Raw genomic sequence first — 12,474 nt, 5'->3', positions numbered from 1 at the left:
CTCCCCAGGTTTCGGATCGCCGGTTCTCACAGGGCGAGCACCAGCGGGACGATGAGCCCTGCCGCTTCGACCCGCGCCACGTACGCGCCCCAGTCCGGGGAGTCGATGAGGGCCGCCGTCGCGCGGTGGTCGATCTCCAGGGACTGGCCGTTCACCTCCCGCCAGATCTCCCCGAGCGCCCGGCGGTCCTCGTCGTCGACGAGCGTCGCCTCCTCCACCGGCCGGTCCGGGCTGCCGAGGAAGAACCTCAGCAGCCGGTCGGCCGCCCCGGCCAGCCGGTCGATGGCCTCCGGGGTGAACAGCGACCGGTCGTACTCGATGGTCAGCCCGATCCGCTCCTCGTCGGTGAAGTGCAGCAACAGGTCGAAGCGACTCGTCTGCGCGCCCAACTGGGTCACGGTCGTGTCCAGGCCCGGCAGCGCGGCGGCACCGCGCATCGACCGGGCGACGGAGACCACGACCTGGACCAGGGGGCTGACTCCGGGCCGACGGGGCGCTCCCACGAGGTCCACGATCCTCTGCAACGGCAGGCTCTGGTGATCCAGGGCGTTCAGGGCGCTGTCCCGGACCGCTGCGACGACGGCCCGCGCGCTGTGCTCCGGGTCGACCTGGTAACGGAACGGCACGGTGTTGGCGAAGAAGCCGACGAGGTCCTTCGTCTCCGCCGGGTGCCGACCGGCGACGGCCGCACCGATCACCACATCCGACTGCTGGGCGAGCTTTGCCATCAGCACCGCGCTGACGGCGTGCACGACCATGAAGAGGGTCACGTGGTGTTGCTGCGCGAACGCCCTCACCTCGGCGGAGAAGGTCTCGTCCCACTCCCGGCGGTGCTGGCCCGCGGCCCGCGCACGGTCCTCGGTCCGCTCCAGGTCGGTCGCGAGGGCGAGTTCCCCGTCGTAACCCTTCAGGTAGGACCGCCAGAAGTCGCCCTCGCGTCGGGCCGGCGCCGATTCGAGGTAGCTCTGCTGCCAGCGGGAGTAGTCACCGTACTGGATCGGGAGCGGGGCCAGGTCCGCCTCCCGTCCCGCCCGGTGAGCCGCGTACGACTCCGCGATCTCCCGCAGGATCACCTCGTTGGACCAGCCGTCGGTGACCACGTGGTGGCTCGTCCATTCGAGCACGTGGTCCCGGTCGGAGAAGCGGTACAGGGTGGCCTCGGTCAGCACACCACCGAGGTCGATGCGCCGCGTCGCCCGCTGCCGGACGTACTCCAGCATCGCCTCGGTGTCCCCCTGCGCGATGACCGCGTCAGTGGCCTGCCGTACCCGCAGGCGCGGCTTCGCATCGGGGTCCACGACCAGCAACGGCACGCCATCGCGTTCGACGATCCGGCTGGACAACACCTCGTGCCGCGCGACGAGCCGGTCGACGGCCGCCCGCAGCGCCGTCACGTCGAGGTCGCCGTGGAGATGCAGGAGGTAGCCGTCGGTGTAGGCGCCGCCGGAGTCGAGCTGGTCGAGGTACCAGAGGCTCGACTGCGCCATGGACAGCGGGAACTCCCGCAGGCCGGCGGGCCTCGCCGGGATCGGCACGTCCGACTCCCGGTCGTCTGTCAGCGCTGCCTCGACCCGGGCGGCGAAACCCCGCAGCGTCGGGTTCTCGAACAGCTCCCGGATCGGCAGGCGGACCCCGAGGCGGTCCCCCAGCCGGGCGAGGACCTGCGTCGCGTGCAGGGAGTGGCCGCCCAGGTCGAAGAAGCTCACCTGGGGCCCGGGCCGGCGACCGGACAGCACGGAGGCCCAGATCTCGGCGACGGCCTCCTCCATCGGGGTCATCGGGGCGGAGCTCTCCCCGCCCGGTTCGTCGACCGGGGACAGGGCTGTCGCCGCCAGCGACCGGGTGTCGACCTTGCCGTGGCTCGTCCGCGGCAACTCATCGAGGCGGACGAGGAAGTCCGGGATGGCGTTGCGTGGCAGGACCTGGCTGAGCCCGGCACGAACCTCCTCGGGCCGCAGGTCCCGGCGGACCAGGGTGCCCTCGGCCGAACCGCCGGCGCCGCCGGAGACCACCTCCGGTACGAAGAACCCGGCGAGTTGCTTGCCGCCGTCGTCGGACTGCCGGACGATCACCACGCTCTCCTGGACGCCCTCGACACCGGCGAGGGCGCGACTGACCTCGTCCAGTTCGACCCGGTTCCCTCTGATCTTGAGCTGGTTGTCGATCCGGCCGAGGAACTCCACCGAGCCGTCCGCCAGCCGGCGGCCGCGGTCACCGGTGCGGTACATGATGGCGTCCCCGTCGACGGCGAACGGGTCGCTGACGAAGACCGCGGCGGTCCGGTCGGGGTCGTTGACGTAGCCGCCGCCGACGCAGATGCCGCCGGCGTACAGCTCTCCCGGCGTGCCGGTGGGCACCGGCTCCCGGGCGCCGTCCAACACGTACAGGGCGGTGTTGCGGGCGGGTCGTCCGAGGGGGACGGAGGCGTCCCGCTCGTCGACGTCCGCCGCGACGAGGTGGTGCAGGACGTCGTCGGACGTCTCGGTCGCCCCCCACATGTTCAGCAGCCCCACCCCGGGCAGCAGCCGGCGGAACGTGTTGGCGGACTGCGGGGTCAGCGTCTCCGCCTGCGAGGCGACCCAGCGCAGGCGGAACGGGGCGAACGCGTCGACGCCGTAGAACGCGAGCTCGGCGCACATGATGTTGAGCACGGAGGGCGTCACCTCAAGCACGGTGACCCCGTCCTCGGCCACGGCCCGCAGCAGCGACGCCGCGTCCTGACCGATCTCGTCCGGGTAGATCACGGTCGTGGCGCCGACGGCGAGTGGCGCGAGGAGCTGCCAGACGGAGATGTCGAAGGTGGCGGCGGCGTCCTGGGCCAGCCGGTCGCCGGGCCGTAGGCCCAGCTGCTGGATCTTGGCGTCGAGGTGGTTGAGCATGCCGTCGTGTCGGATCAGGGCGCCCTTGGGGTCGCCCGTGGATCCCGAGGTGAAGAGGATGTACGCGCTGTCCCGACCGCCCGGTGCGGGGCCGAGCGCGACCGGGGTGCCGGCAGCGGCGGCGAGGACGTCGGCCAGATCGACCAGCTCGAGGTCGGGAATCGCGGTCAACGCGGCGCGGTGCGTCTCGTCGCACACCACCAGCCTCGCCTCCGCCCGCCCGACCATGCGGGCGACGCGTGCGGCCGGGCCCTGCGGCAGCGGCAGGTACACCGCGCCGAGGCGGAGAATGGCGAGGGTGACGACGAGGTAGTCGATGTTCCGGCCGCTGGCCAGGCCGACCACGGTGCCGTGACCGACCTGCCGTGCACGCAGCCATCCGGCCACCCGCTCGACGTGTGCGGCGAGCTCCCGGTAGGTGATCTCGCGGCCGCGGCAGACGGCGGCCACCTCGTCGGGGAACGTCTGCACCGAACGGGCCAGCCGTTCGAGGAAGCCCGTCGCCGTCGCCGGCTCGACCGGCCCGCGTGAGATCGCCAGCAACGCCCGGTACCGCTGCTCGCCGAGCAGCGCGACCTGCGTCGGCTCGTCGTCCGGCTGGTCGACGACGCTCGTCAGGGCCCGCAGGAAGATGTCCGCCACCTCGTGGAGCTGGTCCTCCGAGATGCGCTCCATGTTCGCTTCGAGGTCGAGCGTGAGCAGTCGACTGAACGGATCCTTGTTGAACTCGGCCCGCAGGGTGAAGTTCGTCTGGATGTAGCCGAAGCCGTCCACCACCTCGATGCCGGTGGCATGGGCGAGCCGTTCGTAGCCGTGGAAGTGGGTGTAGTTGAACATGATGTCGGTCAGCTCGGGCACGCCGGCGAGACGAAGCATCTCGGCGTGCGGGAAGCGCCGCACCGGCAGCAGCTCACGCTCCTTGTCGCTGGTCGCCGCGATCAGCTCGCGCCAGGTGCGACCCCGCGGCCGGAGCCGGAAGGGTACGAGGTTGAGGTGCAGGCCGATGACGTCGGTGCCGCCCTCCTCCTCGACCCGCCCGTTGGCGGCGACGCCGAGCACGACGTCGTCGCGTCCCGTGAGCGCCATCACCACCCGGGCCTGGACGGCCATCACCACGTGTTTGACCGACACGCCGCAGGCGGCGGCGAGTTGGTGCAGACGGTCGGAGAGTTCCGCCGGCAGGTCCACGCTGAGGAAGCCCATCCGCCCCTCGTGGACGTCGCCGGAGCCCCGGGCCAGGCGGGGCAGCAGGCTGGGCTCGACGTCGGCCAGTTCCTGTCGCCAGAAGTCCCGGACCGCCTCGTCACGGAGCACGGCCTGTTCCTTGGCGATGAAGTCGGCGTACCGGCGCACGGGCAGGGCACGGTCGTGCGACGCGATGCCCTGCAGGTCCTGCCAGTAGTCGACGAGGAGCTCCGCGAGCAGTGAGGTCTCGCTCCACCCGTCGAACATCGTGTCGTGGAAGCTCATGGAGAACATGAACTCGTCCGGGCCGAGCAGGTGCGCCGTGAACCGGACCAGTGGCGGCCGCGCCCAGTCGTACGGGTTGCTCATCTCCCGGCGTCGCCAGGCCTCGAACTCGGCCAGCTGCCGGTCCTCGTCGAACCGGCTCAGGTCCGCCACGTTCAGCGGGGTTCGGGCCTGCGCGTGGACGACCTGGAGCGGTTGCGAGAAGCCGGACAGGTGGAACGACGTCCGCAGGATCTCGTGGCGCTCGGTCACCCGCGCGAGCGCGCGGCTCATGGCGTCGTGGTCGAACCTGACGCGCAACCGGAACATGAAGATGTCGCAGTACATGTTGACGCCTTCGGCGTACGCGCTGTGGAACAGCACGCCGGCCTGGAGGGTGGCCACCGGGTAGGCGTCCACCGCGCCGGCCGGCAGGAGCGCCCGGTCCGCCGGGTCGATGAGGCTGAACGGCTCGACCGGCGGGTCGATCGACTCGTCCGTGGCGACCGCGTTCGCGGCCAGCGCACGCGGCGTCTTCAGCTCGTAGATGTCGGCCAGGTCCAGCGTCATCCCGCGGTTCGCCGCGGCCGCACGCAGCTGCACGGCGATGATGGAGTCCCCGCCGACGCCGAAGAAGGAGTCGTCGGGTCCCACCCCCTCGACGCCGAGCACCTCCTCGAACAGCGCGCAGATCGCCCGCTCCACGGTCGCCGAGGAGGCGTCGGCGACCGCTTCCGTGGCCATCGGCGCCCGGAGCTGGTTGGCGGCGGTCGGTGCGGGCAGGAGCGTGAAGTCGACCTTGCCGTTGGCGTTGAGGGGAATCTCCGGCACCGGGACGACGAACGCCGGAAGCATGTACGACGGCAGGCTCGCCCGCAGCAGTTCCGGAATCTCCCCCAGCTCGCAGCCGGCGTCGTGGGTCACGTACGCGACGATCTGCGTCCGGTTGCTGCCGGTGCCCGACGCCGCCGGCTGCCCGGCCCGGACGAGACTGCGGACCGTGGAGATCCGCCCGGACACCGCCTCCTCTTTCACCACCGGATTGCGCTGCGGTCGCGCCCGGCGGACGGTCACCGCGACCTGCCCGACGCCGGGTACCGCGGTCAGCGCCGCGTGGATCTCCCCGAGTTCGACCCGGTGCCCACGGATCTTGACCTGGTCGTCGGCCCGACCCAGGTACTCGTACTCCCCGGCGGGAGTCAGGCGCGCGAGGTCACCGGACCGGTATCCCCGCACCGGCCTGCCGTCGACGGTCAGGTCGAGGAACCGTTCAGCGGTCGCTCCGGGCTGGCCCAGGTAGCCGATCGCCACCCCTGGTCCGGTCACGACGATCTCACCGGTCCGGCCCGGGGCCACCGGCCGGCCCTGCTCGTCCCGGAGCAGGAAACCGAGATCCGACAGCGGACGACCGATGAGGCTTGCCGTGCTCGTCAGGTCGGCCGCCAGGACCCTGCGGTACGAGGAGTGGACCGTCGTCTCCGTGATGCCGTACATGTTGACCAGTTGCGGCTGCTGGTCGCCGTACCTGCCCACCCAGGGCCGGAGGTCACCGAAGCGCAGCGCCTCACCGCCGAAGACCACCCACTTCAGCGGCAGCCTGTCGGGCTGGGAGACCTCGTGCGCGGCCAGGCTGTTGAAGGCGGTGGGCGTCTGGCTGAGCATCGTCACCTGTTCGTCGGCGAGCAACGCCCGGAAGGCGACCGGGTCCCGTGCGACGTCCTGTGCCACGACGACCAGCCGGCCGCCGGACAGCAGCGCCCCCCACATCTCCCAGACGGAGAAGTCGAAGGCGAACGAGTGGAACATCGTCCAGACGTCCCCGGCGCCGAAGCCGAACTGCGGCTGGGTGACCCGGATCAGGCGCAGCACGTTGCCGTGGCTGACCTCCACGCCCTTCGGCCGCCCGGTGGTGCCCGAGGTGTAGATCACGTAGGCGCGGGTGTCCCACGCCGCGGGGCACCGCCCGTCGGTGTCGTCGCTCCGGTCCTCCGCGACCTCCTGCGGCCCCATCACCGGGGTGTCCGGCGGCAGCAGCTCCGCCAGCTCGGGAGTCGTCAGCACCACCGAGGGCGCCGCGTCCGCCACGATCAGCCTCAGCCGGGCGGCGGGAGTGGACGGATCGACCGGCACGTACGCCGCGCCCACCCGCAGCACGGCCAGGCTCGCGACCACCATGTCCACCGAGCGCGGCAGGAGCAGCAGCACCGGACGCGACGGGTCGTCGACCCGCGCCCGGAGCGCCGCGGCGAGAGCCGTCGACCGGGCGGCCACCTCGGCGTACGACATCCGCCGGTCTCCGCAGCACACCGCGATGCTGTCCGGGTGACGTCGGACGACCTCGTCGAACGACTCCACCAGATTACCGACGGCAACATCGGAAGCAGTCATCATTTCCGCCTTAGCTGAGTCGAACCGGGTCGTGAGCGAGTGGTGTGGACGGCCGTCGGACCCACCGGGCGAGATTCTCGGAGAACCGCCGACACACCTCGGCTGCCGCCTCCGCGGACACGAGGTTGCGTTGATGGACGAGGCGGAACGCGAGTCCGTCCGCGTCGAGGGCGCCGTAGAGGCTCGTCGCGAAGGCGGCGTCCACGGGCGGCATGTCGAACGTCTCGACGTCGTGGGACCCGATCCGCCGCCGGCGGCGGATCCAGGGCACGGACAGTCCCACGTCGCTGCCGTGTACGGGCTGCTGGAGCGTCAGCGTCGCCTGGAAGAGCGGATTCTGGCCGTGCCGATCCGCAGCGAGTGCCCTTACCAGGTCGCTGAAGGGAACGTCCGCGGTCGACAGTGCGGCCCGCAGTTCCCGCCACAGGCGTTCCTCGAGCGTCGACGGGTCGGGCCGGTCGGTGAGGTCACCGAGGATGGGCACCATGTTGACCAGGTAGCCGACGGTGCCGGCGAAGCGCGGGTCGGTGCGCCCGTGATGCGGCGCGCCGATCACGATCCGCGGCTCGCCGGTCACCTCGTGCAGGGCTGCTGCGTAGGCGGCCAGCAGGGAGACGAAGGGGGTGAAGCCGCGCCGCGCCGCGTGCCGGTGGAGGGTCCGTACGACGCCCGGGTCGACCTCGAAGTCGATCCAGCCGGCCCGGTGCCGGTCCGGGTCCGGTCGTCGTCGTGGCGACCGGGCTGACGCGGGTCGTTCCGGAAACAGGACGAGGTCACGCAGTGGCCGCCACTTCTCCGCGAGGGCCGTGACCCGGTCCCGCCAGTCGGGGTCGAGCCGCGCCTGCTGCTGCAGCCGGGCCCAGTCGGTGGCGTCCGCCGCGCCCGGTCCCGCCGTGGCCGGCGGGGCGTCGCCGCCCGTGATCCGGGGCAGGATCTCGGCGAGCAGGAGCTGAAGCGACCAGTGGTCGACGACCGCGTGATGGCACGCCACGAGAAGCACCGTGCCGTCCGGCGGGTACGCCACCCCGGCCCGCACCAACGGGCCCCGCACCAGGTCGAAGGGGCGGTAGGCCCGCTCGTGCAGGTAGGCCCGTACCGCCTCGTCGGGGCCGTCCGGGAAGGCCCGGCACTCCCAGTCGACCGTGCCCTGGTCGTGCACGGTCTGGACGCCGGATCCGAGCGGTCCGAGCGTCGTGCGCAGCGCGGGGTGCCGAGCGACGGCCGTGTCGATCGCGGCACGCAGCAGTTCCTCCTCGACGCGGCCGGAGACGCGTAGGGCGATCGCCAGGTTGTTCGCCCGGTTGCCGCGGGACACCTCGTCGTAGAAGTGCAGCTCGACCTGGCCGGCCGAGGCGGGGCTGACCGCGCCGGTCGGCGCCGGCAGCGGTACGGCGGCCGGGCCGGGATCAGCGGCGGCGGCGACCATCTCGGCCACCGACCGGTCGCCGAAGAACAGCTCGATGTCCAGGGTGCCGTCCACCAACCGCTCGACCGCCGCCTTGAGTTCGATCAGTCGCAGCGAACCGAGTCCCAGCGCCGCCAACGGCAGCGACGGGTCCAACTCGGATCCTTCGAGGTTCGCGTACCGCCGGACCAGCCGTTCCACGGCGGCGGACCGGTCGCCGGGGTGGGTGTCCGCGGCGGCCCGCCCGGGTGCCGCGGACGGGACCGCCGGCACGACGAGCTTGAGCCGTCCCCCGACGAACAGCTCCCTGGTGGCACGCCGACGGATCTTCCCGCTGGAGGTCTTCGGTATCGCGCCGGGCACGACGACGACCACGTCGTCGAGGTCCAACCCGCACCCGGTGGCCACCCGACGCCGCAGCCCGTTGGTCAGCGACGTGAGCAGCGTGGGGTCCGCGCGCAGCCGCGCCAGCCCGCTGCGGGAGGCCTCGACCACCAGCGCCACCCGCTGGTCACCGGTCTCCGGTTGGAACGCCGCGGCACCGCCCTGCCGCAGGTGCTCGTCGCCCGCGGTGGCGACCGTCTCGATGTCGTGCGGGTGGTAGTTGCGGCCCGCCCGGATGATCAGATCCTTCTGGCGCCCCGCGACGTAGAGCTCGCCGTCGTACATCGCGCCGAGGTCCCCCGTACGCAGGAATGCCCCCTGCCGGCCGCCGACGGTGGCGGCGAACGTCGCGGCGGAGTCGGACCTGCCCCAGTACCCGGCGGCCACCCCGCCGGAACTCACGCAGATCTCGCCGACCTCGCCCGCCGCGCAGGGTTCGCCGTCAGCGCGGCGCACGGCGACCGTCGTACCCGGTGGCGGGGTGCCGCAGGAGACCAGCGTGACCGGATCCGTCCCGGCTGCTCCGGTCGCCCCGGTCAGCCGGCCCGTCTCGAGAGCGTGCCGGTCGAAGGTGCCGGCGCGGTAGCCGGTCGACGCCTCGGGGCCGCTGACGAAGAGCGTCGCCTCCGCCAGGCCGTAGCACGGATAGAACGCTCGGCGGTCGAACCCGAGCGGCGCGTACGCGGCGGAGAACGCGTCCATCGTCCGCCTGTGCACCGGCTCCGCGCCGTTGAACGCGATCCGCCACGAGCTGAGGTCGACCCCGTCGAGCAGCCCGGCGTCGAAGCGGTCCGCCAGGAGCTGGTAGGCGAAATTGGGCCCACCGGAACAGGTCGCCTTGAACCGGGACACCTCCGCCGGCCACCGCAGCGGATCCCGGACGAACGCGAACGTGTCGAGCAGGATCGCCGGTATGCCCACGAACAGCGGCAGCAACGTGGTGCCGATGAGGCCCATGTCGTGGTACATCGGCAGCCAGCTGAGCACCACGTCGTCGGTGTCGATCCCGAAGCCGGCGGCGATGGCCCGGTGGTTGTCGGTGAGGTTGCCGTGGCCGACCATGACCCCCTTGGGATCGCCCGTCGATCCGGAGGTGTACTGGAGGAAGGCGAGGTCGCCCGGCCCCGGCCGGTGGGGTCCCACCGGAGCGGCCTGCGCCCGCACCGACTCGATCGCGTGCACCGCCGGTCCGTCCGGCTCGGCCGCCAGCCCCGACAGCGGTTCGACCAGCTTCGCGGTGGTCAGCGCGTGGGTGGCTCCGCAGTCGCGCACGACGGTGGTGACGCGGTCGAGGCGCGTGTTGGGGCCCGGCGGGTAGAGCGGCACCGCGACCACGTTGGCGTAGAGGCAGCCGAGGAAGGCGGTGACGTAGTCGAGGCCGGGTGGGAAGAGCAGCAGCGCCCGGTCGCCCGGTTCCGCGACCGACCGCAGGTGGCCGGCCACGGTACGAGCGCCCTCGTCGAGCTGCCCGTACGTGGTGCTGGTCGCCGCCCCGGCGCTGTCGACGAAGGTCAGCGCGTGGTCGTCCGCCCGGGTGTCCGCCCAGGCCGACAGGGCCGCGATGAGCGAGGTGTGCGTCATGGTCGTCTCTCAGTGGGCCGGGGCCAGGGACGATTCGTCGCTGAAGGCTTCCGGGCGGTCCTCGTCGACCAGGAGCCGGACCTGGTCCACGGCGGTGTGGATCCGGCGGATGACCTCCGCTCTGCTGGAGCCCGTGGCGATGACGTGCCCCAGGCGGTCGTAGGCGTTTCGTGGTGGTCGCACGGACGTGCCGGGGGACGCCGTCACGGTCACCTGTTCGACGCCGTCGAGGCGTTCGATCTCCGCCCCGCCCGTGGTACCCCGCAGCGTCCCGGGTCGGGGAGCCACCAGGAACTCGATCGCGGCGTACCCGTGCGTGGTCGAGGAGAGCCGGGTCGGCTCTCCGACGGCCGCGGCCAGCTGCGCGGCGAGCAGGTCGGAGCCGGTGGCGAGGCGGTAGAGCTCGGGGATCATCCCGCCTGCCGGGCGGGGGTTGATCTCGATGATGGCCGGGCCGGACGGCGTGAGGCGTACCTCGGTGTGGGTCGCTCCGTGTGACATCCCGACCGTGGCGAGCGCCCGCAGGACGGCATCCACCATCTCGGCCGCCTGATCCGTTGGCAGGTCCGCGGGAAAGACGTGACCGAGCTCCACGAAGTGCGGCCCGCCGGTCACCCGCTTCTCGGTGATCCCGAGACAGCGGTTCCCGGTGCTCTCGCCGAACACCTCGACGCTGAACTCGGCACCCCGCACGTACTCCTCGACCAGTGCGCAGCGGGCGGTCGGCATGCCCCGGACGTTGACGCGCATGCCCAGGACCGTCTCCACGTGCGCGGTGGCCTCCTCGACGGTGGCGCAGAGCAGCACGGCGTTGGATCCGGAGTCGTCCGCGGGCTTCACCACGCACGGCAGTCCGACCTCGCTCACGGCGGCGGCGGCCCGTGCCGGGTCCGTGACCGCGACGAAGCGGGGTTGCCGGATCCCGCTGTCCCGCAGGGCCTCCCGCAGCAGGGCCTTGTTCCGACAGGCGGCCACGGCTGCCGGCGGGTTGCCCGGCAGTCCCAGCCAGTCGGCCAGCCCGGCGGCGAGCACGGTGTAGAAGTCGCTCGTCGTCGTCACCCCGGCGAGCTGTTCACGACGGAACCTGCCCTGAATGAGCGAGCGCAGGACCGGCAGGTCGTGGGTCTCGCAGACGAGGACCTCACAGTCGGTGTCGGCGAGCCCCGGGTAGCGGTCGGGACGGTCGGTGAGCAGTACCGGACGCAGCCCCATCCGCCGCGCGACGCTCAGGGCGAGCACGCCGGTGCCACTCGTGTTCGCCTCCAGGAACAACAGGTACCGCTCGTCGTTCGTGCGTGGGACATCGTCCGTGCGCGACCAGCTCACGGCGACCTCGCCGGGGCTGATCGGACGCGGCCGGTCCGCCGCGTCCATCTCGTGGAGGCGGTCGGCGGCCCATCCGTCGTCGTAGACGGTCTGCGCGTACCGGTCGCCGCGATCGGGGAAGATGCCGACGATCCGGGTCCCCGGCTCCGCCCGGCGAGCCACGTCCTTCAACACCTGGTAGACCGATCCCGACGTGTTGCCGCCGAATATCTGCTGTTCGCGGGCCAGGTCACGGGTGGCGCCGAACGCCTCCCGGTCGTTGAGCCAGTGCACCTCGTCGATCTGGCGGCGGTCCAGGTTGGCGGGCTCGAGGCTGTTGCCGAGTCCGCCCTGCAGCCTGTCGGGCACGTCCGGTTGACCGAACAGCACGCTGCCCACGCAGTCCACCCCCACCACTCGCAGCTCGGGCAGCGCGCGTCGCAGCGCCCGGGCCGAGCCGCACAGCGATCCACCGGTGCCGACCGCCCCGACCAGGACGTCGAAGCAGGTGAGGTCCCCCAGCAGCTCGCCGGCCAGGGACCGGTACGCACCCGGGTTGTCCGGATTCCGGTACTGCTCGGGAAAGAACGCACCTGGCAGGCCCTCGAGGAGCTCGTGCAGCCGTTCGAGGCGGGCACCCTGCCAGCCCTGGCTGGACATCCGGTCGACTACGTGCACCTGGCAGCCCAGGGCGCGCAGTTTGGCGAGCGTCACGGGGTCGATCCGGGGGTCGGTGACGACGTGCACCGGATGGCCCAGGGCGGTGCCGACGAGGGCGACGCCTAGCGCCATCGTGCCGGACGAACTCTCGACGATCGGCGCGCCCGGTTTGAGTACGCCCAGCCGCCTGGCCTCGAGGATCACGTGGCGGGCGACCCGGTCCTTCATCGCGAAGAGGTTCTGGAGTTCGAGTTTGGCGTACACCTGCACGCGCGGGTCGACATCCATCCTCAGCCTGATCAACGGCGTGTGCCCGATGGCGTCGACGACGTTCTGGAAGATCACGCGCTGGCCCCCGATCGTCCGTAGGTGCCGACGTCGTTCGCGCCCGCCCGGGCTGCTCCGCTCAGGATCGTCATTCTT

The 12,474-nt window shown here is 71.9% G+C and carries 3 protein-coding genes; all 3 read right to left on the bottom strand.

Annotated features, from left to right (window positions below):
* Nucleotides 1–26: 26 nt before the first annotated feature.
* Genes DER29_RS30825 through DER29_RS30815 form a run of 3 tightly spaced genes read right to left on the bottom strand, consistent with a single transcriptional unit; the run spans nt 27 to nt 12,396 of the window.
* Nucleotides 27–6,716, bottom strand: coding sequence for a non-ribosomal peptide synthetase (locus tag DER29_RS30825; protein WP_158619117.1), 6,690 nt, complete (start codon nt 6,714–6,716; stop codon nt 27–29).
* 10 nt (nt 6,717–6,726) lie between these two features.
* Complete coding sequence (locus DER29_RS30820) at nt 6,727–10,086, bottom strand: fatty acyl-AMP ligase (protein WP_121401133.1); 3,360 nt, start codon at nt 10,084–10,086, stop codon at nt 6,727–6,729.
* A gap of 9 nt (nt 10,087–10,095) precedes the next feature.
* The gene (locus DER29_RS30815) at nt 10,096–12,396 is read right to left on the bottom strand and encodes a pyridoxal-phosphate dependent enzyme (RefSeq protein WP_121401132.1); all 2,301 of its coding nucleotides are present in this window, start codon (nt 12,394–12,396) and stop codon (nt 10,096–10,098) included.
* Between the last annotated feature and the right edge of the window lie 78 nt (nt 12,397–12,474).

It is taken from the genome of Micromonospora sp. M71_S20, from assembly GCF_003664255.1.
In the GTDB taxonomy this organism is placed as follows: Bacteria; Actinomycetota; Actinomycetes; order Mycobacteriales; family Micromonosporaceae; genus Micromonospora.
Note: the sequence above shows the minus strand (reverse complement) of the source record. Positions and strands in the feature narration are given on the sequence as shown.

Bases quoted from the DNA above. Each gene is read 5' to 3' on its own strand.
- DER29_RS30825 (WP_158619117.1), bottom strand. From the start codon at position 6,716: ATGACTGCTTCCGATGTTGCCGTCGGTAATCTGGTGGAGTCGTTCGAC.
- DER29_RS30820 (WP_121401133.1), bottom strand. From the start codon at position 10,086: ATGACGCACACCTCGCTCATCGCGGCCCTGTCGGCCTGGGCGGACACC.